Below are 24,100 nucleotides of genomic sequence, written 5' to 3'. Positions count from 1 at the left end.
GAGACCAGCACCGACAGGCGGCAGATGCTGCTCGACCCCGGCATGGACCTGACCCTGCGGCCGATGCGCTACCCGCAGTTCTTCGACAGGTTCAAGGACGCCATCAAGAACACCTGGACCGTCGAGGAGGTCGACCTGCACTCCGACCTCGCCGACCTGGCCAAGCTGTCCCCGGCGGAGCAGCACCTGGTGTCCCGGCTTGTCGCGTTCTTCGCCACCGGCGACACCATCGTCGCCAACAACCTCGTGCTCAACCTCTACCAGCACGTCAACTCCCCGGAGGGGCGGCTCTACCTGTCCCGGCAACTGTTCGAGGAGGCGGTGCACGTCCAGTTCTACCTGAACCTCCTCGACACGTACGTGCCGGACGAGCGGGAACGGTTCGCGGCGTTCGCGGCGGTGGAGAACATCCCGTCGATCGCCCGCAAGGCCGAGTTCTGCTTCAAGTGGATCGACTCGATCTTCGAACTGCGGGAGCTGAGGACCCGCGAGGACCGGCGGGCGTTCCTGCTGAACCTGATCTGCTTCGCCGCCTGCATCGAAGGGCTGTTCTTCTACGGCGCCTTCGCCTACGTGTACTTCCTGCGGTCCCGGGGACTGCTGCACGGCCTGGCCTCCGGCACCAACTGGGTGTTCCGGGACGAGTCGATGCACATGGCCTTCGCCTTCGACGTGGTCGACACCGTACGCGCCGAGGAGCCGGAGCTGTTCGACGACGAGATGCGACAGCAGGTCCGGGACATGCTCGCCGAAGCCGTCGAGTGCGAGGTGCAGTTCGCCGCCGACCTGCTCGAACAGGGCGTGTCCGGGCTCTCCCTTGTCGACATGCGCGAGTACCTTCAGCACGTCGCCGACCGCCGGTTGGCGCAGCTGGAGATCGAACCGCTGTACGGGTCGAAGAACCCGTTCGCCTTCATGGAGTTGCAGGACGTGCAGGAGCTGTCCAACTTCTTCGAACGGCGGGTCTCCGCCTACCAGGTCGGGGTCACCGGCACCGTCGCGTTCGACGACGACTTCTGACGCCCGCCCTGTCGCCGCGCCGCGCGGGTGCGGGGCAGGGAGGCGCGTAGCCGGTGGACCGGTTCCGGCCCACCGGCTACGCGGCAGGCATCTATCAGGTGAGCAGGGTGCGCCAGTAGAACCAGAACTGGTGACCGATGAGCGCGGCGATGGTGAGGTACCAGACAGTGAGACCTGCGGTGTGCAGCCGGACCAGCGGATCGGTGTCGACAGGGATCGGAAGGTGCCGCTGGTGCAGGTTGTGCAGGGTCACGTACCAGAACACGGCTATGGTGGCCATCCACACCACCATGCAGTAGGGGCAGAGCGCCCCGATGCGGTAGAGGCTCTGGTAGATCAGCCAGTGGACGAACAGGACACCGAAGGTGGCCCCGGCCTGGAGGCCGAGCCAGACCCAGCGGGGCAGCCGGACCCGGGCGAGCAGCAGGACGCCGATCGTGGTCACCACGCTGAACCCGGCGATGCCGATCAGCGGGTTGGGGAAGCCGAAGGCTGCCGCCTGCGGGGTGGTCATGACCGAACCGCAGGAGAGGATGGGGTTGATGCTGCACGTCGGCCGGTAGCCGGGGTCGGCGAGCAGATTGATCTTCTCGATGGTGAGGGTGAGCGCGGCGAGCAGTCCCATCCCGCCGCCGACGGCCAGTACCCAGCTGACAGCGCGAACGGCGAAGGGTGGATCAGCCACGGAGTCGGCACCGGCACGAGCCGACACTGTCCGGGTGGCGGCTGCCTTGCTCACCTGTGCTCCTCCGGCATCTGTCCACCTCTCATCTTGCCGGGCCGCCCGCCCGACTCAACTGCCCGGCGGCGGTCAGCGACGCCGCTCGACGCCGGGCCCGATACGCCCGGACGTGGGAGCGTGTGCCACAGCGATCGGAGCAGAACTGGCGTCGTCGGCTGCTGCCCTCGTCCAGGAACACCGCCTGGCACCCGTCCTCGGGGCAGACCCCGAGTCGGTCGAACCCCCGTTCACACGACCACGTCGCCAGTCCCCACACCACCGCCGCGAGATAGCCGGCGCAGGTGTGGGTGGGGTCGGTGCCGAGGCGCAGCTGCCTGTCGGTCGAGGAGGTTCCGACGATCGCCGGCCGGATCCGCTGACGGGACAGCAGCCTGTTGAGCAGGTCGACAGCCCGCCGCTCCCGTCCGCCCGCCGCGTGAATGAAGACCTCACGGAGCGTCGGCGGAACTGCCGCATCACGCAGACCAGGGCGACGACCGTCGCCAGCAGTCCGGCGATGGTGAGGCTCACCGGGACCGGATCGGCGGCAAGGGGCGCGATTGTCATGTTCTTCCGATCAGTGTCGCCCGAGACAGTCGGCCAGCCGCAGCACGGCGGGAAACTGCCACTCACCGCAGATAGTCGGGCGGGTGCCTGGACGGTTCCCGGCCGGCCGGCTAACAGGTTCTGGCGACACCGGGCGAGTCGAGGCGCGGATCGGTTGTTGCCGGGCCGTCCACCCGGATGACTGACCAGGTGGTGGCCGGCCAGCGGGCTGCCTTCGACGCACCTGTCATCTTCGCGAGCCAGGAGACGGTCAGACCCAGCCGCTGACCAGGTACTGCATCCGGTGTTCGTGGTTCGGTGCGACACCGAACCGCCGGTCCAGCTCGAAGATCGATGTCAGCGGCGTGGCGGTGACGCCGGTGAGCCCCGCCCGTTCGAGCACCGCCACGGTCTGGTCGATGGAGGTCGCGGCGGCCAGCGGCAACGCCGCCCGTACCTGGCTGTCGTAGTGGTCGGCGAAGTTCTCCGAGGCGTTGTCCAGGCCGTCGGGAAACCAGGTGCTGTCGACCACCGCGACGGTGCCGCCGGGGCGCAGCAGGCGGACCCAGTTCGCCACCGCGGTTTCCGGCTCGCGCAGCGTCCACATCAGGTAGCGGCTGACCACGGCGTCGAAGCTGGCGGGTGGGAAGTCCGGGTGCACGGCGTCGCCGTGCCGGATGACCGGACCGTTCGTGATCGCGGCGGCGTGCCGGCGGGCCTGGTCGAGCATGCCCTCGGCGAGGTCGATACCGGTGACCCGGTGGCCGAGTCCGGCCAGCACCATGGCGACCTGCCCGGTGCCGGTGCCGACGTCGAGCACCTCCAGTGGCGCCGTGGGCAGCGCCTCGGCCCAGATCTTCGACCAGGCCCGGGTGTCGTCGGCCAGGCGGTCGGGACGCTGCTGGTATTCGTCGTAACCGGGTGCCCGGCCGGTCCAGTACGTGTTGATGCGTTCCTGTGCGCCCATGACGGCACTTTCCTGACTTTGGCTCATGCGGCGCTCCTTTGGACGGCGGGCTGATCGTGCGGGTGGTACAGCAGGTGAATCGCGCCGTCGAGGTCGAGACGCTGGATGCCGATGCCGTAGACGGTTTCGAGTATCGCGGGGTCCAGCACCTCGGCGACGGTGCCGGCGGCGGCGACGCCGCCCTGGCCGAGCAGCACCAGGTCGTCGCAGTAGCGGGCGGCGAGGTTCAGATCGTGCAGGACGACGACGGCACAGGTGCCGAGGTCCCGCACCAGCCGCAGGATCTCGTGCTGGTAGCGGATGTCGAGGTGGTTCGTGGGTTCGTCGAGCAGCAGGTGGGTGGCCTGCTGGGCCAGCGCCCGGGCGATCAGCACGCGTTGCCGTTCACCGCCGGAGAGGCCGGCGAACGGGCGTGACCCCAGGTGGGCGGCACCGACCCGGGTCAGGCACTCCGCCGCGATCCGGTGATCGGCCGGCCCGGTGCGCTGGAAGGTGTTCAGGTGCGGACCACGCCCGAGCAGCACCAGCTCCGCCACGGTGAGGGCGGTCTCGCCGCCGGTCTCCTGCACCACCACGGCCAGCCGGCGCGCGGCCTCCCGCGACGGCAGCGTGGTCAGGTCGTCACCGTCGACGGCGACCCGACCGGTGCCGCTGCGCAGCGCGCCGTAGAGCAGCCGCAGCAACGTCGTCTTGCCACTGCCGTTGGGGCCGATCAGGCCGAGGACCCGGCCGGGTCGCGCTGTCACGCTGACCCCGTCGATCACCGGGTTGGTGCCAGAGCGCCAGGAAACCTGGGTCGCCTGGATCACGAGTCGTCCCGGAACCGCTGCACGATCCGCTCCAGACCGTCGATCGACAGCGGGGTCGGCGGCTCGGTGAAGTTGAACAGCTGGGTCATCACCGCGCCGTTGCGGACCGCGTTGAGCTTCTCCGCGCCGGGAAGTCCGGTCAGACCCTGCTCGACCGCGGCGGGGTCGCCGTCGCTGTACAGCAGGATCAGCACGTCGGGGTTACGGCCGAGCAGTTCCTCGACGGTGACCTCGAAGACGCGCTCCGACGTGTCGCCAAAGACGTTGCGGAAGCCGGCCGCCTCCAGTTGCGGGTGGGCCATGCTGGCGGAGCCGTACGCGTACGTGGTGCCGCCGCCGATTGTCGGGTACAGCACGGCGGCGGTACGGCCCGACGCCGTACCCGCTGCGGTCTGGACCGCAGTCATCCGGTCCTTGAGCGCGCCTACCGCCGTGGCCGCCTGCGCCTCGCGGCCGAACACCCGACCGTAGGTTTCCATCTGCCGGTAGATGTCGTCGAAGCTGGGGGTGGCGGTGTTGCCCGGGCACATGGCGGGCTCCTCCAGCAGCGGGATGTCCACAGCCGAGAGGGTGTCGCGGGACAGGTTGTCGACCTCCCCGAGCACCAGGTCAGGCTCCTGGCTGATCACCACCTCCTTGGAGATCTGCAGGTGGCCGCTGGTGTCGGTCTTGTCGGTCAGCAGCGGGATCCGGTCCAATTCGGTGAGGGTCGCGGCGTCGTAGTAGTCCCTGGGGTACTGCCCGGCGCGGGCGGTCACCCGGTCCATCACCCCGAGCGCGTGCAGGTACGGCACCGCAGCGCTCTTGAGCAGTACGACCCGCTCCGGCGCGGCGTCGAATGTCACGTCGACGCCGCAGTTGGTGACGGTGACCGGGTACCCCGGGCCGGCCGCCGTCGGCTCGTCGGTGCCGCCGCCGCAGGCGGCGACCAGCAACGCCAGGGCGGACGTGGTCGCGGTGACGGCGAGACGTGTTGCCTTCATCGGTGCTCCTCGGCTCAACTGGCGCTCAGGCGCCGGTGGCGTGCAGACGGCGGATCAGGACGAGCAGGAAGGGGGCGCCGAGCAGGGCGGTGATGATGCCGATCGGGATCTCCTGCGGGGCCAGCAGCACCCGGGCGAGCACGTCGGCCCAGACCAGCAGGATGGCGCCGAGCAGGGCGGCCACCGGCACCACCCGGACGTGCGGGGCGCCGACGATGCGGCGCGCCAGGTGCGGCACGACGAGGCCGACGAAGCCGATGCTGCCGGCGGCGGAAACCAGCACGCCGACGCTCAGCGACACCAGCACGAGCAGCCGGAGCCGGAACCGGTCGGGTGACACGCCCAGGGTCTGCGCGGTCTCGTCGCCGATGGCCAGCACGTCGAGGCGACGGCCGACGACGGTCAGGTAGCAGATCATGCCGCCCAGCACGACCGCGGCGACCAGCAGCAGGACGTTCCACCGGGCCAGGCCCAGGGAGCCGAGGAGCCAGAACATCACCGAACGGGCCCCCTCGGCGGAGCCCGAGGCGAAGATCAGGAAGCTGGTGGTGGCGTAGAGGGCGTATCCGACGGCGACGCCGGACAACAGCAGCCGGATCGAGGTCACCCGTCCGCCGCTGCGGGCGATCAGGAAGACCAGCAGCGACGCGCCGAGCGCGCCGAGGAAGGCGCTGCTGGACAGGGCGTACTGTCCGAAGCCGGCGCCCGCGCCGAACAGGATCGCGGCGGCGGCGCCGCTGGAGGCCCCGGAGTTGATCCCCAGCAGGTACGGGTCGGCCAGCACGTTGCGCACCATGGCCTGCAACGCCACCCCGCAGGCGGCCAGGCCGGCACCGACAAGCATGCCGAGCAGCACCCGGGGCAGCCGTACCTGCCAGACGATGGCTTCCTGCGCCGGGGTCCAGGTCACCTGGCCGGGCAGGCCGACGAGCTGATGCCCGATGATCCGGGCCACCGTGATCGGCGGGATGCCGATCGCGCCGGACCCGACCGCTATCACCCCGGTGACGATCAGCCCGACCGTCAGCGCGAGCAGCCAGATCCCGGTGCGGCGGCGCTGCGCCGCGACGCCGAGCAGGTCCGCCCGGCTCTCGGGCAGGGCGGTGGTGGTCACCGCACCTCCATCTGCACTAACTTGGCTCTTGCAAAGTATTGGCAAAAGCTACCAGCAAGATCAGGGCAGCGGAAAGCGGATGAGTCGTTGTTCACCACCTGGTCGGCGTGGCACGTGGCCGCTTGGACGTGGTGACGCCGAGGGTCGTCACACCGGGTGTCGGCCCTGTCGAGCTGAGGGCGTCACCGGATCACGGTGATCAACGACCCCAGTCATGCGCGACGGCGAGTGGATCTCCGGCCCGGAACTCGGGTGGCTCGTGCAGGAGGAAGTCGCGGTGGCTGATGTTCCAGGCGTAGGCGCCGGCCATCGCGAACACCAGGACGTCGCCGACCGCGATGGCGGGGCCGTCGGTGGCGTACGCGAGGACGTCCTTCGGGGTGCAGAGCTGACCGACCACCGTGACCGGCCCGCCGTCGGTGCGCGGCCCGTCGCCACCCCGGGGCACCACCGCGTACGGCTGCGAGTGTCCCTTGGCCGCCGGGGTACGCAGATGGTGGGTGCCGCCGGCCACGATCACGAACCACCGTCCCTGGGACCGCTTCACGTCGATCACCTCGGTCACGTACGACCCGCAGTAGACGGCCACGGCCCGGCCGGGTTCGATCCGGAGCCGGACCGTCGGGTGGGCGTCCGACACCTCGCCGAGCAGCCGACCGTAGCCCGGCCAGTCGAACCGGCGCTCCGGACGGTCGTAGTCGACGGCCATGCCGCCGCCGACGTTCACCTCCTCGGCGCGTACCTGCCGCACCGCCCAGTCGGTCACCTCGCGCGCCACCGCGGCGGCGCTCGCCGCGTCGAGCCCGCTGGCCAGGTGGGCGTGCACGCCCCGGATCCGGACCCCGGCCGGCGGGTCGGCGGCGAGCCGGACCGCCTCCTGCGGGTCCATCCCGAACGGGCTCGGTCGCCCGCCCATCACCAGGACCGCGCCGGGTGTGGCGACCGGCAGGTTCACCCGCAACAGCACCTCGACGGTACGCCCCGCGGCCCGGGCCAGGGCGGCCAGCCGGTGCAGTTCGGCGGCGGACTCGACGTGCACCCGGTGCACGTCGGCGGCCAACGCGGCCACGAGATCCGCGTCGGTCTTGCCCGGTCCGGCGAAGGCGGCCACCCGCCGGTCGGGCAGCACGGCAGCCAGATGCCGCAGCTCGCCCCGGCTGGCCGCCTCGAAACCGTCGACAGTGGCCGCGAGGGTGCGCAGCATCCCCGGGTCGGGATTGGCCTTTACCGCGTAGAGCAGCTCGACCCGGTCCGGCAGCGCCGCCCGGACGGCGGCGGCGTGCGTGGCCAGGGCGGCGAGATCGTAGACGTACGTCGGTCGGGTCAACCGGCACCGCCCAGCGGGTTGGGCACCGCCACGTAGGGTGCCTGCTGGTCAGCCGCCCGGTGCCAGCGGACCAGCAGGTTTGCCTTCGCGGCCAGCGGCGTGCCGTCGAGCAGCGGGGTCAGCTCGGCCGGCTCATCCAGCTGCGTGTACGCCGTCTCCACGGCGCGCCGGACCGTCTGCCACAGCCGGGGTTCGGCGCCGGGGTGACCGTCGGCGAGCGCACCGGCGAGCCCGGCGAGATGGTTGACGAACAGGCAGTAGATGACGCGCCGGGCCGCCTGCGCGGGCGTGTAGGCGGCCTGCCGGGGCACGCGCTCGGGCCAGGCCGCCAACCGGCCGAGATCCAGCTTCAGTCCCTCCAGGTCACGCAGGATCAGGCGCACCGGGCGGCCGTCCGGGTCCAGGACCACGAGCACGTTCTGCAGGTGCGCCTCGTGAATCACGCCATGGTCGAGCCACAGTCGCAGAACTGTGGGGACCAGCAGCTCGACGTAGTCCCGCCACCAGTCGAACGGATCCGGCACGGTCAGCGGCGCGGCGGCCAACGCCGCCGCCAGCACCACCCGTTCGCCCGGCCGCAGATGCTCGCACACCCCGGTCCGCAGGATGGTGCCGTACGCCTCGTCAGCTCCGGGCAGGTCGACGGTGCGGTAGCCGGGCTCGCGGAGCAGTCCGACCCGTCCCGGCAGCGGCACTGTGGCCAGGAAACGGGTGAGCGCCACCGCCCCGGCCAACTCGTACCTGGCGTTCTTCCGCAGACAGTTGGTGATGCGTACGTGCAAGCTGGTCTTGAGGAACAGGTCCACCGAGGGGGCGTAGAGCGTCCGCACACTGGCGGTCGGGCGGATCGGCACGCCGCCCGCACCGAGCTGGCGCAACCTCGGGTCGGCCGGTGGCATCAGGGTCAGCTGCCACGGGTGCACCGGCAGCAGGTGGTGCCCGGGTGGCGCGGCCGGCGGATCCAGCGGCGCGATCAGCTCGTCGACAGGCCCGTCGCCGGCCACCAGCTCGGCGGGCACGGCCAGCCAGCTCAGCCGGAAGGTGCTGCGCAGCTCCGGCGCGTAGCGACCCCAGCTCGCCGGATCACCACTGCGCCACTTCGGACTGGGATGGTGCGGGTGCCCGTGCACCAGGGACTGTTCGGAGTCGACGTAGCTGTCCACCACCGGGTCACCGGTCGGGGTGGGGTCGCTCGGCGGGCGTCGCCGCAGCAGGGCGGCCAGTGCGTCCCGGCTACCGAGCACCTGCTCGACGAACTCGTCGTTGGCCAGCCCGGTGCGGGCGGCCAGCTCGGCGGCGAGCAGCCGGGCGAGCTGCCCGCCGTCGACAGGTGTGTCGGTGGCCGGCGGTTCCGGGAGGGCCGGATGGCGGCGGGGGGTGGACCCCGCCGTCTGCCGACAGTGGACCGGCCCGACGTAGCGGTGCGCCAGCACGGGGGAGACCCGCGCCAGTCGGCAGGAGAGCGTCAGTCCGAGATGCGGCAACCGGATCCGGAGACGCCCACCCAGGGTGTCGGCTGCACCGTCGGGCGCGGCGACCTCCCGCAGGTAGCAGGAGAGCAGGGTGTGCGCGGCGGCACGGTCGGCGGCGCGTTCCGCCGGATGGGCGGTGGTCTCGGCCGTGCGCGGCGTCACGAGGCGCTCCGCAGGTAGTTGGGTCCGGTGCGGTGGTAGAACTTGTTCACGTCGGTGCAGCCGATCCGCTGTTTGGGCAGCAGCGTGCCGGCGGTGAGCATCGCCTTCACCGGCAACCGGTCAGCGGTCAGGAGCCGGTCGACGAGCCGTCGCGCGTCGGGTGTGTCGCCCCACCTGTCGCGGGCGGCGCGCAGCCGGGGCACCAGCGCCTCGGCGGGGGAGGGCACGGCGACGCCCTGCTCCGCCAGGGCGAGCAGGGGTGCCGCCGCCGCCAGGTGGAGAGTGATCGTGACGAACATGTCGGCCAACTCCCCGGGGTGGCGGATCCACATCCGCTTGTCACGCAGCCGGACCAGGTCGGCGTGCCGAGGGTCGAGCCGGGCACCGTCGTTGTCCTTGTACAGCAGTCCGACCGGACCGTCGACCGGCAGGACCAGATGAATGTTCTGCGGATGTGCTTCCAACGCCACTCCGTACCGTAACCACAGGCACACGTGCCAGTCGAGCAGGAGATCCAGATAGGACCCCAGCAGCCGGGTCGGGTTGTCGCCGCCGACCCGCTGGGCGACAGTGCCGGCGGTGGGATCCGTGGCGGCGAGCGCGGCCACCGGCACCACTGTCGCCCGGTCCAGCCCGGCGGGCAGTCGGCGCAGCAGAAAGGACCGCAGCTCGTCGTCGCCGCAGTGTCCGAAGGTGCGCTCGTCGGCGTGCGTGATCCGGTCGGCGAAGCGCGGCTGCTCCGCGGCGATCCGGCCGAGCAGCGCCGCCACCGCCGCGCCGTCGCCGAGCGAGTCGGGCGTGAGGGTACGGCGGTTGCGGGCACCCAGGGTCGCGGTCGACAGCGGCAGCTTCAGGTGCGTCGTCGTATCGCCGTCCAGGGCGACGGTCCGCATCGACAACGTGGGCCGCACGACGATCTCCGGCCGGTCGAGCGCCGGCAGGGCCGAGCGGTCGGCGGTGAACGGATGCACCGGCAGCAGCACCTCGCCGGCCCGGCGGGATGTCGGCCACCAGCTGGGCAGTCGGCCGTTCAGCTCCAGCGTCCGGGCCGGGACGGGCAGCCACCGGAGGGTGAACGCGGGGGCGTGCTCCGGTGCGTACCGGAGCAGGTCGTCTGCGTCCAGACCGTGCCGGCACCTGTCGGTGGGGTACACGGCGTGGCCGGCGTGGGCGGCGAGTACGTCGTCGAGGAGGGCGCCGCCGAAGCCGGTGGGCGTGCTGACCCGGGCGGCGGCGACCCGGGCGTAGGTGTGCGACCGGGTGGTCGTGGCCAGGAGGCGGGCGAGCAGGTCCTGCCGGCATTCGTCGGTGAAGGCGTGCCATCCCTGCTCGGCGTCGGCGTCGTCGTGCGGCGCGAGCAGGTCCAACAGCTCCGCCAGGGTGCCCACCCGACGGGCCTCCGCCGGACCGGACGGCTGCACGTGCAACTCGGCGCGGGCGAGGCGGACGGCGTGCTGGAAGCCGTCGGGACGCACCGGAAGGCGTAACCGGCCGGCGCGGTGCGGCACCTGCCACCAGCCGGGGCCGACGAGGCCGCCACCGCTGCTCAGGCCGAGGTGGTCCTCGCGCAGCAGGGCGTCCAGCACCCGGCGGAACAGGTCCTGCTCTACCGGGTCGGTCACCTGGCGATCACCCAGTCGAGTCCGGCGCGGAACTCGACGAGCGCGCGGCCGACGGTGACCGGGTCCGGCCCGATGGCGTGCAGGACGGCCAGGTAGTCGCGGTTGGTGCCGGTCTGCTCGGCGGTGGTCCCGACCGCCCGCAGCGGGCGGCAGCCGAGTCGCACCCCGTCGCGTACCGCGTCGACGGGCCCGGGGGCGGCGACCAGAGTGCCGCCGCGGTCGGCGCAGACGTACTCGACCCGGGCGGTCTGACCGACAGTGGTCGGGTTGGGCAGACCGAGGGTGGCCACGGGCTCGCCGAGGTGCAGCCGGATGACGTACTCGAACAGCGGCACCCCGAGCAGTTCGGCGAGGATGAGGTCCATCCGGTCACCGATCAGCCGGTCGTTGACCTCGATGAGGCGGGGCCGTTCCCGGTGCGCGACGAACTCGGTGTGGCACGCGCCGAACCGTACGCCGAGCGCGTCCAGTTGGGCCCGCAGCCCGTCGACAGTCGCCGGGTCGGCCGGTGCCCATTCCAGGCGCAGCTCGGTGAAGGTGGGTGGTGGGCCGAGCGTGGTACGCCAGCCGCCGAGCACGGCGAGCGTGTCGGCGTCACCGAGGGTGTCGTGGGTGCGGACGTCGCCGGGCAGGTACTCCTCCACCACCAGCGGCGCGTCCGGTCGGCGACGGCGGATCTCGGTCACCCGACGGGCCAGGTCGGCCTCGTCGGTCACCAGGTAGGCATCCTCGCTGGCGACACCGTCCCGGGGCTTCACCACCGCCGGAAAGATGTCGAACGTCGGTGGTTGCTCCGGGGCGAGCACCCGGGCGTGGACCACGTCGAGACCGGCGTCGGCGACAGCTCGCCGGGTGGCGGCCTTGTCCTTGCAGCGCCGGGCCGACTCGGGGTTCTTACCGGGCAGGCCGAGGCGGCGGGCGGCGAGCGCCGTGGCGGCCTGGAGGTGATCGCTGTTGGAGAACAGCCCCGCCGCGGCAGGCCCGTCCCGGACCACCTCGGTGACGGCGCGCGGGTCCCGCACCGGGCAGCCCCGCACCGGCACTGTGCCGGGCCAGTCGTCGGGCCGGTCGGTCAGGACGGTCACCGGCACGCCGAGGGCGTCGGCGGCCGGCAGCAGACCGTCAAGGACGGAGTCGGTCGGATTGAGGGCGGTCAGGTACAGCATCACGAGCCGGCCCGGCGGTGGGCCGTCACCGGGCGCGCCAGTAGGCGAGCGAGGCCACCTGTTCCTTGCCGACGCCCAGGCCGCGTCGCAGGTGCTTGACGATGCTGCGGGTGCTGGCCGCCTCGCAGGCCACCCAGTACAGCCCGTCCTCCCGCCCTGTGGTCAAGGCGGCGGTGACGGTGTCCACCAGGTGCTGACCCTCGTCGCGGCGCGGCACCCACACCACCTCGTCGTGCGGGCGGATACGCAGCGGCAGATTGCGCTCACCGTCGTGGGCGTACTCGAGCCAGATCTTCGCCGACGCGGGCCCGGCGGCGTCGAGCAGGCTGTTGACCGCCGGCAGCGACGCCGCGTCGCCGACCAGGTAGAGCCGCCCGGGTGTCGGCTCGGGCAGCGCGAACGAGCTGCCCTGCACGGTCGCCTCGATGGTGTCTCCCGGCCGAGCGGTCGTGGCCCAGCGCGCCGCACAGCCGTCGTGCAGGGCGAACACGAGGTGGAAGCGTCCGCTGCCGGCGTCCGGGTCGACGAGCGTGTAGGCCCGCTGGTGAGGTCGGCCCTCGTTGTCGAACCACAACCGGATCCACATGGTGGGGTGGACGCCGCAGTCGCGTAGGAGGTCGCCCCCGTCGACGAGCAGCCGTTGGTAGCAGTCGCCGACGGGTTCGTTCTCCAGGACGGTCAGCTGGAAACTCCGGCCCCCGAACGCCTTGAGGACGAGAGCTTCCCAGTTCCTTTTCACGTGTGCCTCCACTGTGTGCGCGTCCCGGTGACGACGAGCCGGATGGTCGGTGCCCCGTGCCGGTCGACGCCTGTCGCGTTGATCTCTGTGCTCACGCCGTGGGGCTCAGCGGCAGCGACCGCACCAGCATCCGGTGCGTACGCCAGCCCGGAAACGGGACGAGGTCGCCGACATGGTCGAACCGGATTCGTTGCAGCGCGTGCCAGACCCGGGTGTTCGTCTCGGCGACCGCCAGGGCGACCCGTTCCTCGCCGCGCCCGTCCAACAGTTGGGTGGTCATCCGCAGGCCGAGGCGGTGCCGGCGGTGCTCGGGCAGCACGAACGCCTCGCACACCGCGAACGTGCGTCCGACCCACTCGACGGCCAGGTCGGGATCGTCGGTCGACGACAGGTCACGCCACCACACGGTCTCGGGTGGTAGTGGACAACCCAGCACCGCTCCCGCCAGACGGCCGTCGACGTAGCCGAGCGCCGCCTGGAAGCCCGGGGCTGCCACGGTCCACCGGAGACGATCCTGCACGCTCGGCACCTGGTGGTCGGGCAGGTGCAGATCTGCCGCGTGCACCTGCCGGTAGACCTCGGCGAGCTGCTCGACGTCGACCTGGTCGGTGACGACGACAGTGCTGGCCAGGCCGCTGATGGTCATGGCCGTGGCGACAGGCGACGCCATCGCGCCCTCCCCGTTAGTTTGGTTAGGCATACCTAACCAGGAGGACGTCGGTCGGGCAAGTCCCCGGACCCGGCCTCGCCAGGGACCGACCGCCAGGCCCCGGGAACGTGTGCTCCGTTCCCGCCTGTGCGGGGCTATTCTCGACAGCACGGACACGAGGTAGGGGACCAACGTGGAGCCCGAACACACGTTCCTCAAGGACCTGCGCGATTTCCTCCAGTTCCTGCGGAGTCTCTGGGGCGTTCTCGCGGGAATTTCGGTGCTGTTCCCGCTGTCGAACGCATTCCTCGCCGTCATCCCGGTCGACGACGGCGGCCGGCCCTTCCAGGATCTTCCGCCGGCTGTGGTGAGTGCGGTGACGATGCTGACCTGCATCTTCCTGACGTTTGCCACATTCAGCCGCCGGGACCGGTTCACCGGTCCGAGATATCGCGGACGCTACGCCCGGTCCGCGCGGATCTGTTTCGCCGGGGCGCTCGCCGCGCTCGCCGGCTACGTTCTGGCACCCAGTGGCCTGTACCGGGTACTGATCACCGAAAGTCCCGACAGCGCGATCGGCATTGCCCTCTACGACGGCCTTTTCGCAGTGCTGTACGTCGTGACGTTCGCATTGCTCACGAGAGCGTTCCTGCTCCTGGCCATGCTTGAGTACTTCGCCGAGGCGAACACCGAGCCGGCTGCCGTGACGACCGCCTCCGGTGTTCCGGCGCCGACCGCCGACGACGGTCAACGACAGGACGCCACGTGAACGCGCCGACGGAACCGCGGCGACCAGGGTACGTTCGCGGTGTCGGCCGACACGCCACCTGGCCCGGCGGCGACCGGCCGCCACGGGTCAGGTTCGGCGAGCAGCTGATCGCGGCCTACGCTCCGGTGGTGGGATCCCCGCTGACAGTTCGGTTGGCCCGAGTCGAGGACGCCGCCCAGATGGCGTGGGTGCATGTTCGTTGCTGGCAGGAGACGTACCGCGGACTCATGTCGGATGCGGTGCTCGACGATCCGAGTTTGCCGGCCGCGCGGGAGCGGTTCTGGACCGTCGCACTTTCCGATGAGCGATATCGCCGGAACCGGGCGGCTGTGGCCGAGCGGGACGGCAAGGTGATCGGAATCGCGATGTCGGGCCCGCCGCCGGATGCCGCCGCCGAGTGGGTGCGGCAGCTCCATCTGCTCTACGTGCGGGCGGCCGACCACGGTACGGGTGCGGGGCCGGCACTGTTGCGGGCCGTCATCGACCCGACGGAGTCGGCGGCGCTGTGGGTCGCCGATCCCAACCCTCGGGCCCAGGCGTTCTACCGTAAGCACGGGTTCATCGCCGACGGAGTGGTCCAGGTCGAGGACGGGGTACGGGAGATCCGCATGGTCCGCGGTGTGCGGACACCAGACGGATGCTGACCGGTAGGTGGGCGGCTGCCACAGTGGCTGAGGCCGACGGAGCCGTCAGGCGGTCACCGGCAGCTCGGTGAGCAGCCGTTCGACCCGGTGGCGGATCTCGTCGCGGATCGGGCGCACCGCCTCGACGCCCTTGCCGGCCGGGTCCGCGAGTTTCCAGTCCTCGTAGCGCTTGCCGGGAAAGACGGGGCAGGCGTCGCCGCAGCCCATGGTGACGATCACGTCGGAGGACTCGGCGGTGGCGTACTCCAGGAGCTTGGGGGTCTGATCGGTGATGTCGATGCCGACCTCCCGCATGGCCTCGACGGCGGCCGGGTTGACCGCCTCGGCGGGAGCGGAGCCGGCGGAGCGGACCTCGACGGCGTCGCCGGCCAGGTGGCGCAGCCAGCCGGCAGCCATCTGGGAGCGGCCGGCGTTGTGGACGCAGACGAACAGGACGCTGGGCTTGTCGGTCATGAGATGCCTCTCTGCGGTACGGGGGTGGCGGCTGACTGTCGAGCGTGCGGGCAGATCATGGGCGCCGGCTTCCGGTCGCCTGGTCGTCGGCGGGCACGACCACCTGGTCGGCGGCGGCACCGGCGTCGGCGTAGAGGGCCGCCAACAGGCCGACTCCGACGGCGAGACCGACAACCTGTGCCACCACGAAGCCCGGCACGGAGCCGGGAGCGATGCCGGCGAAGGTGTCGGTGAAGGCGCGGCCGACGGTGACCGCCGGGTTGGCGAACGAGGTGGACGAGGTGAACCAGTACGCCGCTCCGATGTAGGCGCCCACGGCGGCCGGTGCCACCGTGGCGCGGCCGGACCGGGCCAGCGCAAAGATCAGCAGCACCAGGCCGGCCGTGGCGACGACCTCACCGAGCCACAGGTGCCCGCCGGTACGGTCCGTGCCGGCGAAGTTGACGGCGCTGAGGCCGAACATCAGGTTCGCCAGGACCGCCCCGGCGATGCCGCCCAGCACCTGCGCCGCGACGTAGCCGGCCAGGTCGGCGGCGGTGAGACCGGTGCCCGAACGTCGGCCGAGCCACCAGTCGGCGACGGAGACGACCGGGTTGAAGTGCGCGCCGGAGACCGGTCCGAACATCAGGATCAGCACGCCCAGCGCGAAGGCCGTGGCGATCGAGTTTTCCAGCAGTTGCAGGCCGACGTCGCCCGGGGACAGGGTGGCGGCCATGATGCCGGAGCCGACCACGGCGGTGACCAGCAGGGCGGTGCCGGCGAACTCGGCCAGCAGGCGCCGTGGAAGTGCGATGGTCATCGGTTGTGCTTCTCCTCGATGGCTATCGGGTGGGGACGTTCAACTCGTCGAGGAGACGCCGTACCCGCCGTTCGATCTCGTCCCGGATCGGCCGGACGTCGTCGACGTCGCGGCCGGCCGGGTCGGCGAGATCCCAGTTCTCGTAGCGGGTGCCGGGGAAGACCGGGCAGGCGTCACCGCAGCCCATGGTGACCACCACGTCTGCCGCTCGGACCACCTCGTCGGTCCAGGGCTTGGGGAACTCGTCGGAGATGTCGATGCCGCGTTCGGCCATGGCCGCCACGGCGGCGGGATTGATCTCGGTGCCCGGCTCGCTGCCGCCGGACCAGGCCACGGCCCGGTCGCCGGCCAGGTGGGTGAGGAACCCGAGGGCCATCTGCGAGCGGCCGGCGTTGTGGGTGCACAGGAACAGGACGACCGGCCGGCCGTCACGGTGGTGGCCCTCGACCCGGGCCAGCGCCTGTAACCGCTGACGGGCGAAGCGTTCGGCGAGCAGGGGCAGGTAGTGGGGGATCCGGCCGTCGACGGCGAACTGGTCGTAGCTGCTGTGCAGGAAGCGCTCGATCGTCTCGGTGCCGTACGTGCCGTGGAATTCCCCGGCGAGCCGGGTCGCGGCGGTACGCAGGGCGAGACGTTGATCGACCGAGAGGTCGGGGCGGGGGCTACGGGCGAGGTGGGTCATCGTTGGTCTCCGGGTAGGACGGCGGGAGCGAGCCGGGCGACCCGGTCGGCGAGGTCGGCGTAGGCGGACTCGAACGCCTCGTCGGTGTCCACCCGGGCCGGGTCCGGAACCGACCAGTGCAACCGGGGGCGTAGCTGGTCGGTCAGCCCCTCGTGGGCGTTGTCGCAGACGGCGATGACGAGGTCGTCGCTGCGTACGACATCGGCGACGTGGGCGGTGCCGGCCGGGTCGAGGTCGAGCTGGTGACGGTGGGCGACGGCGATCGCGCGGGGGTGGACCCGGGCCGCGGGCTGGGTGCCGGCCGAGGCGGCGGCACCCCGGGTGCGGTGTCGCCACAGCGCGGCGGCCAGCTGCGAGCGGGCCGAGTTGTGGGTGCAGACGAAGACCACCCGGCCGACTCCGGTCAGCCGGGGAGTGGCGAGCGCGGCGAGTGTGTCGGGGAGCAGCTGGAGGTAGGTGCGACGCCTGTCACCCTCGGAACGGACCTTTGCCACCAGGCCCGCCTGGGTGAGGACCTTGACGTGATGGGCGACCAGGTTTGTCGGCATGTCGAGGCGGCCTGCGACCTCGCCGGGAGAGGCGTCACCGAGGGTGAGCGCGTCCACGATCGCCAGGCGCGCCGGATCGCCGAGCGCCGCGTGGACGCGGGCCCGCGCGGCCAACGAAGAAAGCTCAACCTCCATAGACTCAACTATTGTTGACCTAAAGTCCGCCGTCAAGTGTGACGTCACCATCCAAGGTCAGCCGGGCCGGCCGCGCTCCCGGGGCGGGATCGGGTCGGCGTAGGAACCGGGAGGTCCGGAGTGTCGCCTGCCGTCCAGGTACGGCATCGCGTTGGCGGTGCAGCCGTGCAACCCGAGGGTCTGCTGCTGCATCACCGGTGCGGGTCTGCCCCGCCCCGGGCAGCGCTCGTGGCCCAGGCCGAGCCGGTGCCCGACCTCGTGGTTGATCACGTACCGCCGGTAGACGGCAAGGCTCGCGCCGTAGTCCGGCACCCCCTTGACCCAGCGAGCCACGTTGATCACCACCCGATCGCCGTTGCGGCAGGAGGTGTAGCCGTCCGGGGTGTCCTGGCACAGCACGTCCCGGGTGCCGGGGGTTGCCAGGTAGACGGTGAAATCCGCAGGCTGGCGCGGCCCGACCCGGCGCAGCCGCCAGGCCCCACCGGCGGTCCAACCCTGAGGATCGGCGAGCGTCCGGGTGACCTCGGCGGCGAAATCGGCCACCGGCAGGCCGCGGATGTCGCGTTCCACGGCGACCCGGTAGCGCAACAGACGCCCCGGACCAGCCGCGGTCGGCGGCTCGCCGTCGGCGACCGCCCAGCGGCCACCGCCATCGGCGGGATAGCTCACCGGCGGCGGCGCGACCGGGGACGACCGCACCGGCCCGGCCGGGGTCGACGCGACCGACCCGCTCCTCGTCGCGCCGGCCGACGGCGGGTTCGACTCGGCGGTGGCCGGTGGGGCGCAACCGGCGAACAGTCCGGTGAGCAGCACCGCCGCCAGCGGCCGGGCCCGCCAGCCGCCGGCCCGGGCCCGCGTAGGGTTCCGCGACATGATTCCTCCCTCGGCACGCGCCGCCGACCGGTGGCACGCAGGAGGAAGGACGGCCGACAGGTCCGAAGAGTTGATCTACCGAGCGCTCAACCTTTTCGTCGTCTCACCCGTCCTGTCCGGCGTGAGGTGCGCAAGAGGTGGCCATGGCCCGGGGTGACACGGAGTTCGCGGAGTTCGCCCGGGTGGCGTCCGGACGGCTGGTGCACGCGGCGTTCCTGATGACCGGCGACCACCATCAGGCCGAGGACGCCGCGCAGACCGCCCTGGTACGCACCTACGCGGCATGGTCACGGGTACGCGACGACGATGCCTACGGGTACGCCCGCACCGTGCTCGTCAACCACCTCGTCGACGGCTGGCGACGTCCGATCAGGGAGTACCCGAGCGACGACATTCCGGAGCAGCGCCGTGGCGACGTCGCCGACGAGGTGACCACCCGGCGCTGGTTGCTCGGTGTCCTCGGCGCCCTGTCGCCCCGGGAACGGGCCATCGTGGTGCTGCGGTATTACTTCGACCTCCCGGAGGCGCAGGTCGCCCGGGAACTCGATGTCTCCCTGGGCACCGTGAAGAGCACCAGCTCCCGGGCCCTCGAGAAGCTGCGTACCGCTGGCGGACAGCCGCAGACCGTCGAGGGGAGGCGCAGGTGAACGAGGTGGAGCGGCTGCGCGCGGCCATGCGGGCGACGGAACCTGACCTGTGGGAATCGCTGGACCTCGACGCGGTGATGCGTCAGGGCCGGTCGTTGCGTCGCCGTCGCCGGGCCGCGGCCGGCGGAGCTGTGGTGTTGTCGGCGGCGCTCGTCGTCGTCGGCGTCACGGTCGGCGTCCGGTTCGCTCGTCCACCCGGGCAGCTTCCACCGCCGGCTCCGGCGGTCAGCGCGCCGACGACCTCCGCTCCCGTGACGTCCACCCCGATTCCCGGCACCGAGAGCCGGAAACCGATCGGCGAGGTGGTGTCGAGCGGAATCAGGTACGGCACCGAGGAACGGGTCTTCTACTTCGTGCCGGTGGACCTGCCCGCGGTGCCGGACGTCACGATCGGGCTGGTCGCCGGCCGCCGACTGGCCGACGGCACGTTGATCGCGGACTATCTGGTCAACGATGTCGCGGGCTCGGATCGCCGGCCCGGCTTCCACGAGATCGGCTATGAATCGTCCCCGGCCGCTCCGACGTACGCCCCGGTGCCGACCTTCGGCTACTTCGTGGGGCCCGCCGACGGGATCATCGGTACCGTCGACGGTCGCCGGGTCACGGCCCGACTGGCGCGGTGGAGCATGGACACCGACGTGGTGATCTTCTGGTTCGACCCGCAGACGGTGAAGCCGGGGCGGCGGCTGGACGGCATCTCGGCGCGTGACACGCAGGGCCGACCGCTCTGAGCCGGTGACGGAGCGAGGAGGTCAGCGCAGTCGACGACGCCCGCTGAACCAGTCCCGCGAGACGCGGGTGTTCAGCGCCACGACCACCCAGGCCAGCAGGCCCAGGCCGACGATCGTGATCGCGCCGAAAAGGCCGAGCGAGGCGGCGGCCAACAGGCCCGCCAGGGCGTACGCGGGGTAGGGCGACCAGCGGCGGCGGGTGGCCAGGCCCACCGCGACAAGCGCGCACGCGGCGGCCATCACGGCGAAGAAGGCGACCGCGCCGAGGGAGCCGGTCGCGGCCAGCGCCCGGTGCGCGGTCGCCAGGGCGAACAGTAGTGACAGCAGGGCGAAGGCGAGCACGGTTACCCGTACCGGGGTCGGCGTCGTGGGGGGTCGGAGCATGTCCCCGTAGCCGCCGCCGGGTGCGCGTACGACCATAAAGACAACGATGGACGTCTACGTCCGCCCGGGGGTGTCACTGTCGGCAACGCGACACCGGACCCGGGCGGCCTAAGCTTCGGCCCATGGCGAGGTACTTCGACGTGCACCCGGACAACCCGCAACCGCGCATCATCGGCCAGCTGGTCGAGATCATCCGTGGCGACGGGTTGATCGCCTACCCCACCGACTCCTGCTACGCCCTGGGCAGCCGGCTGGGCAACAAGGAAGGCATGGACCGGATCCGGGAGATCCGCCAGCTCGACAGCGGCCACCACTTCACGCTCGTCTGCCGCGACTTCGCCCAGCTCGGGCAGTTCGTGCAGCTGGACAACGCGGTGTTCCGGGCGGTGAAGGCGGCCACCCCCGGGCGCTACACCTTCATCCTACCCGCCACCAAGGAGGTGCCCCGGCGGCTGTGGCACCCCCGCAAGAAGACAGTCGGGGTACGCATCCCCGCGCATCCGGTCACCCGCGCGCTGCTCGACGCGCTCGGTGAGCCGCTGCTGTCGAGCACGCTGCTGCTGCCCGACGACGAGGAGCCGATGACCCAGGGTTGGGAGATCAAGGAGCGTCTCGACCACGCCGTTGACGCGGTGGTCGACGCGGGCGACTGCGGTACCGAACCGACAACTGTCGTCGACTTCTCCGACGGAGAGCCGGAGATCGTCCGGGTGGGCGCTGGTGACCCGGCCCGTTTCGCCTGAGGTTCCGGCGGGGCCGTCCGGCCGCGCCGACGGCGGCCGGACGACGGCTGGCCGCCACGCCCCCGTACCCCGTGGCGGCCGTCACCCCGCCTGATCCCAGCACGACGGTCTGTCCGCCAGGTGAAGTCCAAACGATCCCGTACGGGGTGGCGTGGCATCGATTGTTATCGTCGCAACTCGTGGGTGTCATGAAGGCTGCCGTGTCCGATGGGCCACCCGACCCGGGCACGGCCCACAGCCTCGACGAGTTGATCGGCTGCCTGCGCGCACTCAAACTCTGGGCCGGTGATCCCTCGTTCGAGACGATCACCCGGCGGGTGAACGAGCGGTGGCAGGCCGACCGTCGGCCCACCGACGAGTTGGCCCGCCGAGGCACCGTCGTGGACTGCTTCAAGACCGGGCGCCGGAGGATCAACGTCGACCTGGTGCTCGCCGTCGTGCAAGCGTTGCACGACGAGACGGGTTACCTCGCGCACTGGCGACAGGCGCTGCGGGTGAGCCTCGCCGAGACGACCGCGGCCGCCCAGGTGCGAGTGCTCGACCGGCTGCCCGACGACGCGGGCGCCTTCACGGGCCGCCAGGCGGAGCTGACCCGGCTGCGGGAACTTGCCGCGCTGACCGCGGCGCCGGACACCGCCACCTCCGGGACCGGGCACGGCGCGCAGGTCTGCGTGATCGCCGGCATGGCCGGGGTCGGCAAGACCCACCTCGCGGTCCACGCCGGCCAGTCGCTTGTCGACGACAGTCGTTTCGACACGACTCTCTTCGTCGACCTGCGTGGCTACCATCCGGATCCGGGGCAGCCGCCGGCCGAGCCGGGCGCGGTGCTCGACGGCTTCCTGCGTCTGCTCGGCATGTCCGGCCACGAGATCCCGTACGGCCTGGTGGAGCGTGCGACGGCGTTCCGGGAGCGGCTGGCGGGCCGGCGGGTGCTCGTGGTGCTCGACAACGCGGCCGGTGCGGAGCAGGTGCGTCCGCTCCTGGCCCGGTCGGCCGGCACCCTGACCCTCGTCACCTCCCGTCGTCGGCTCGCCGACCTGGATGAGGCGGTCCATCTCGACCTCGACCTGTTCAGCCCGGAGGAGGCGGCGCGGCTGCTCGTCAGGTCGAACCCCGGCGTGCCGGTGGGCAGCGACCCGTCGGCACCCGCGCGGGTCGCGCTGCGCTGCGGTTACCTGCCGCTGGCGCTGAGCGTGGTTGTCGGGCAGATGGCGACCAGGCCCGGATGGACGGTCACCGACCACGCGGACCGGCTGGACGAGCGTCACCGGCACCGCCGGCTCGACAGCGGTGTCGAGCTGGCGCTGCACCTGTCGTACCAGCATCTGCCGGAGCGCCGGCAGACGCTGCTGCGCCGGATGGCCGCGCATCCCGGCGCGGATCTGGACGAGCACGGTGCCGCCGCCCTGCTGGACAGCGAACCGGCCACCGCCGCCGTCGACCTGCGTCATCTCGCCGCCGAGTATCTGGTCCAGCAGCCCGTCCTCAGCCGGTACGCGCTGCACGACCTCGTCCGCGCCTACGCGGGGGAGCGGGGCCGGGAGGAGGACCGGCCGGCGGACCGGCGGGCCGCCCTGACCCGTCTGCTCGATCACTACCTGTACAGCGCGGCGGCGGCCATGGAGGCGCTGTACCCCGCCGAGCGACACCGCCGGCCACCGCTGCCACCGCGCCCCCCGGCCGGTCCGCTGCTCGACAAGCCCAGGACCGCACTGCGTTGGCTGGACGCGGAGCGGGCGACCCTCGTCGCGGTGTGCGTACACGCGGCGCGTAACGGCTGGCCGCAGCACGCCGTGTGGCTCGCCGGCACCCTGTACGTCTACCTCGACAACGGTGGGTACCCGGCCGACGCGATCACGGTGCACACCGAGGCCGAGCGCGCTGCCCGGCTGCTCGGCGACACCGTCGCCGAGGCCACCGCCCTGACCAACCTGGGCGTGGTGTGCTGGCAGCTGGGTCGCTATCCGGAGGGGATCGGGCATCTGGAACGCGCGCTGCCGCTGTTCCGCGCGGCAGGTGACGGGCGTGGTGAGGCCCGGGTGCTGGGCAACCTCGGCGTCGTGCACAGTGCGGCCGGGTACTGGGAGCGTGCCGGTGGGTACCACGAGCTGGCGCTCGACCGCTTCGTCCAGATCGGCGACCGGGTCGGCGAGGCCAACACCCTGACGAATCTGGGCGCCGTGCACGAACGGTTGGGCCGCCCCGGCACCGCTGTCGAACAGAACAGCCGCGCCCTGGCGATCTTCCGTGAGCTGCGGCATCTCGGCGGAGAGGCGACCGCACTGAACAACCTGGGCGACACCTACGTGGCACTTGGCAGGTTCGCGGACGCCGTCGAGTGTTACGAACCGGCCCTCGCCCTCTTCCGGGACATCGGCGAACGGTACGGCGAGGCGTGCGTACTCAACGGACTGGGGCGGGCGCTCACCGGGCAGGGTGTACGGGACGAGGCGGTCGCCCGGCACGTCGAGGCGCTGGCCCTGGCCACGGAGATCGACAGACCCGAGGAGCAGGCTCGTGCCCGAGGCGCGCTCGCCCGGCTGGGCGCGCCGGTCGACGGGTAGCCGACCGCCGGCTCACCCGGGCGTCGACATCCGCCACGCCCGACCTTCCCGCTCCGGTCCCGCCGGACGTCAGGATCGTGCTGGTCACCCTCAGCGGCGGTGTTAGCGTGCGACGGTGGACGTGGGACAGCCGGCGGCGCTGATCCTCGCCGCCGGTGCCGGCCGTCGCTACGGACGCCCCAAGGCCCTGCTGGAGTTCGGCGGCCGGCTGCTCGTGGAGCGGGCTGTCGACACTGCCCGCGCGGCCGGCTGTCGGCCGGTTCAGGTGGTCCTCGGTGCGCAGGCGCCGGTGGTGCGTGCCCGGGCCGACCTCGCCGCCGCCGTGCCTGTCGACAATCCCGACTGGGCGAGCGGCATGGGCTCGTCGTTGCGGGCAGGTCTCGCCGCGCTGCGGGCGACCGAGGCGGTCGCCGTGGTGGTTCTGCTTGTCGACATGCCGGGTGTCACCGCGGCGGCGGTACGCCGGCTGGCCGCGTTCGCCGCCCCGGACGCGCTCGCCGTGGCGGGCTACGGTGCCGGGCGCGGTCATCCGGTCCTGCTCGGCCGGACGCACTGGACGGAGGTGGCGGCCTCGGCCGTCGGCGACACCGGAGCCCGTGGCTATCTGCGGCGGCGGGCGGCGGAACTGCGGGTCGTACCGTGCGACGACGTCGCCGTCGGCGGCGACCTCGACACCGAGGCCGACCGGGTCAGCTTCCCACCCGGTGTCGTCCGCGGCACATCCTGACCGGCTTTCGTTGCTCCAGGCGAAAGTTCGGTCCACGGTTCTGAAACTATCGACGTCGCTGGTTGCAAGGGCTACGCTCCCAGGCAACAGCCGTCGATGCGAGG

At 71.8% G+C, this 24,100-nt stretch carries 26 protein-coding genes; 8 read left to right on the top strand and 18 right to left on the bottom strand.

Annotated features, from left to right (window positions below):
• Window positions 1–24: 24 nt before the first annotated feature.
• Window positions 25–1,020, top strand: coding sequence for a ribonucleotide-diphosphate reductase subunit beta (locus Van01_RS20790; protein ID WP_204010218.1), 996 nt, complete (start codon window positions 25–27; stop codon window positions 1,018–1,020).
• Between the two features lie 94 nt (window positions 1,021–1,114).
• Here Van01_RS20790 and Van01_RS20785 read toward each other — a convergent pair whose 3' ends face one another.
• The 12 genes from Van01_RS20785 to Van01_RS20730 all read right to left on the bottom strand — a co-directional run bounded on the left by Van01_RS20785 (window position 1,115) and on the right by Van01_RS20730 (window position 13,318).
• On the bottom strand, window positions 1,115–1,759 hold the full coding sequence (locus Van01_RS20785) for a vitamin K epoxide reductase family protein (RefSeq protein WP_204010128.1): 645 nt from the start codon (window positions 1,757–1,759) through the stop codon (window positions 1,115–1,117).
• Between the two features lie 28 nt (window positions 1,760–1,787).
• Window positions 1,788–2,018, bottom strand: a complete 231-nt coding sequence (locus Van01_RS33810) for a CGNR zinc finger domain-containing protein (RefSeq protein ID WP_373306274.1) — start codon at window positions 2,016–2,018, stop codon at window positions 1,788–1,790.
• Between the two features lie 540 nt (window positions 2,019–2,558).
• A complete protein-coding gene (locus Van01_RS20775) occupies window positions 2,559–3,281 on the bottom strand; it encodes a class I SAM-dependent methyltransferase (RefSeq protein WP_204010122.1) in 723 nt (240 codons plus the stop codon).
• Window positions 3,278–4,063 (bottom strand): ABC transporter ATP-binding protein, encoded by a 786-nt coding sequence (locus tag Van01_RS20770; protein WP_204010120.1) that lies wholly within the window; start codon window positions 4,061–4,063, stop codon window positions 3,278–3,280. The genes Van01_RS20775 and Van01_RS20770 overlap by 4 nt, the downstream gene beginning before the upstream one ends.
• Window positions 4,060–5,046 (bottom strand): ABC transporter substrate-binding protein, encoded by a 987-nt coding sequence (locus Van01_RS20765; RefSeq protein ID WP_204010118.1) that lies wholly within the window; start codon window positions 5,044–5,046, stop codon window positions 4,060–4,062. Before Van01_RS20765 ends, Van01_RS20770 begins: the two co-directional genes overlap by 4 nt.
• Before the next feature lie 25 nt (window positions 5,047–5,071).
• Entirely contained in the window at window positions 5,072–6,160 is a 1,089-nt protein-coding gene (locus tag Van01_RS20760) for a FecCD family ABC transporter permease (RefSeq protein ID WP_239099195.1), read from the bottom strand.
• A gap of 199 nt (window positions 6,161–6,359) precedes the next feature.
• Window positions 6,360–7,487 carry an alanine racemase gene (locus Van01_RS20755; RefSeq protein WP_204010116.1) on the bottom strand — a complete coding sequence of 376 codons (1,128 nt, stop codon included), beginning with the start codon at window positions 7,485–7,487 and terminating at the stop codon, window positions 6,360–6,362.
• Window positions 7,484–9,121: an IucA/IucC family protein gene (locus tag Van01_RS20750; protein ID WP_204010114.1), complete on the bottom strand. Its 1,638-nt coding sequence runs from the start codon at window positions 9,119–9,121 to the stop codon at window positions 7,484–7,486. Before Van01_RS20750 ends, Van01_RS20755 begins: the two co-directional genes overlap by 4 nt.
• Window positions 9,118–10,743, bottom strand: a complete 1,626-nt coding sequence (locus Van01_RS20745) for an IucA/IucC family protein (RefSeq protein ID WP_204010113.1) — start codon at window positions 10,741–10,743, stop codon at window positions 9,118–9,120. The genes Van01_RS20750 and Van01_RS20745 overlap by 4 nt, the downstream gene beginning before the upstream one ends.
• Entirely contained in the window at window positions 10,740–11,909 is a 1,170-nt protein-coding gene (locus Van01_RS20740; protein WP_239099194.1) for an ATP-grasp domain-containing protein, read from the bottom strand. The genes Van01_RS20745 and Van01_RS20740 overlap by 4 nt, the downstream gene beginning before the upstream one ends.
• A gap of 25 nt (window positions 11,910–11,934) precedes the next feature.
• Entirely contained in the window at window positions 11,935–12,648 is a 714-nt protein-coding gene (locus Van01_RS20735; protein WP_204010109.1) for a siderophore-interacting protein, read from the bottom strand.
• Window positions 12,649–12,739: 91 nt separating this feature from the next.
• A complete protein-coding gene (locus Van01_RS20730) occupies window positions 12,740–13,318 on the bottom strand; it encodes a GNAT family N-acetyltransferase (protein ID WP_204010107.1) in 579 nt (192 codons plus the stop codon).
• 172 nt (window positions 13,319–13,490) lie between these two features.
• On the opposite strand from Van01_RS20730, the gene Van01_RS20725 reads away from it, so the two are divergent.
• Both Van01_RS20725 and Van01_RS20720 read left to right on the top strand, forming a co-directional pair.
• On the top strand, window positions 13,491–14,066 hold the full coding sequence (locus Van01_RS20725; RefSeq protein WP_204010105.1) for a hypothetical protein: 576 nt from the start codon (window positions 13,491–13,493) through the stop codon (window positions 14,064–14,066).
• A 128-nt stretch (window positions 14,067–14,194) separates the two neighbouring features.
• Window positions 14,195–14,710, top strand: a complete 516-nt coding sequence (locus Van01_RS20720) for a GNAT family N-acetyltransferase (RefSeq protein ID WP_239099193.1) — start codon at window positions 14,195–14,197, stop codon at window positions 14,708–14,710.
• 45 nt (window positions 14,711–14,755) lie between these two features.
• On the opposite strand, the gene Van01_RS20715 is transcribed toward Van01_RS20720, so the two are convergent.
• From Van01_RS20715 to Van01_RS20695, 5 genes are read right to left on the bottom strand one after another with little or no spacing between them, the layout of a single operon-like run.
• Window positions 14,756–15,163: an arsenate reductase ArsC gene (locus tag Van01_RS20715; protein ID WP_204010102.1), complete on the bottom strand. Its 408-nt coding sequence runs from the start codon at window positions 15,161–15,163 to the stop codon at window positions 14,756–14,758.
• 55 nt (window positions 15,164–15,218) lie between these two features.
• Complete coding sequence (locus Van01_RS20710) at window positions 15,219–15,962, bottom strand: aquaporin (protein WP_204010099.1); 744 nt, start codon at window positions 15,960–15,962, stop codon at window positions 15,219–15,221.
• 22 nt (window positions 15,963–15,984) lie between these two features.
• Complete coding sequence (locus Van01_RS33165) at window positions 15,985–16,644, bottom strand: arsenate reductase ArsC (RefSeq protein ID WP_204010096.1); 660 nt, start codon at window positions 16,642–16,644, stop codon at window positions 15,985–15,987.
• Window positions 16,641–17,327, bottom strand: coding sequence for an arsenate reductase/protein-tyrosine-phosphatase family protein (locus Van01_RS20700; protein WP_204010094.1), 687 nt, complete (start codon window positions 17,325–17,327; stop codon window positions 16,641–16,643). Before Van01_RS20700 ends, Van01_RS33165 begins: the two co-directional genes overlap by 4 nt.
• Before the next feature lie 57 nt (window positions 17,328–17,384).
• Window positions 17,385–18,200, bottom strand: a complete 816-nt coding sequence (locus Van01_RS20695; RefSeq protein ID WP_204010091.1) for a DUF3152 domain-containing protein — start codon at window positions 18,198–18,200, stop codon at window positions 17,385–17,387.
• Window positions 18,201–18,343: 143 nt separating this feature from the next.
• On the opposite strand from Van01_RS20695, the gene Van01_RS20690 reads away from it, so the two are divergent.
• The gene (locus Van01_RS20690; RefSeq protein WP_204010212.1) at window positions 18,344–18,847 is read left to right on the top strand and encodes a SigE family RNA polymerase sigma factor; all 504 of its coding nucleotides are present in this window, start codon (window positions 18,344–18,346) and stop codon (window positions 18,845–18,847) included.
• The gene (locus Van01_RS20685; protein WP_204010088.1) at window positions 18,844–19,578 is read left to right on the top strand and encodes a hypothetical protein; all 735 of its coding nucleotides are present in this window, start codon (window positions 18,844–18,846) and stop codon (window positions 19,576–19,578) included. The genes Van01_RS20690 and Van01_RS20685 overlap by 4 nt, the downstream gene beginning before the upstream one ends.
• 21 nt (window positions 19,579–19,599) lie before the next feature.
• Here the strand turns inward: Van01_RS20685 and Van01_RS20680 are convergent, their stop codons facing one another.
• The gene (locus Van01_RS20680; RefSeq protein ID WP_204010086.1) at window positions 19,600–19,998 is read right to left on the bottom strand and encodes a hypothetical protein; all 399 of its coding nucleotides are present in this window, start codon (window positions 19,996–19,998) and stop codon (window positions 19,600–19,602) included.
• 86 nt (window positions 19,999–20,084) lie between these two features.
• On the opposite strand from Van01_RS20680, the gene Van01_RS20675 reads away from it, so the two are divergent.
• The 3 genes from Van01_RS20675 (at window position 20,085) to Van01_RS20665 (ending at window position 23,996) form a co-directional block, all read left to right on the top strand.
• Window positions 20,085–20,705, top strand: coding sequence for an L-threonylcarbamoyladenylate synthase (locus Van01_RS20675; protein ID WP_204010083.1), 621 nt, complete (start codon window positions 20,085–20,087; stop codon window positions 20,703–20,705).
• A gap of 188 nt (window positions 20,706–20,893) precedes the next feature.
• Window positions 20,894–23,269 (top strand): tetratricopeptide repeat protein, encoded by a 2,376-nt coding sequence (locus tag Van01_RS20670; RefSeq protein WP_239099199.1) that lies wholly within the window; start codon window positions 20,894–20,896, stop codon window positions 23,267–23,269.
• A 121-nt stretch (window positions 23,270–23,390) separates the two neighbouring features.
• Window positions 23,391–23,996, top strand: coding sequence for a nucleotidyltransferase family protein (locus Van01_RS20665; protein ID WP_239099198.1), 606 nt, complete (start codon window positions 23,391–23,393; stop codon window positions 23,994–23,996).
• Window positions 23,997–24,100 lie beyond the last annotated feature (104 nt).

Source organism: Micromonospora andamanensis, assembly GCF_016863495.1.
Classification (GTDB): Bacteria; Actinomycetota; Actinomycetes; order Mycobacteriales; family Micromonosporaceae; genus Micromonospora; species Micromonospora andamanensis.
This window is presented reverse-complemented; position numbering and strand designations above follow the sequence as displayed.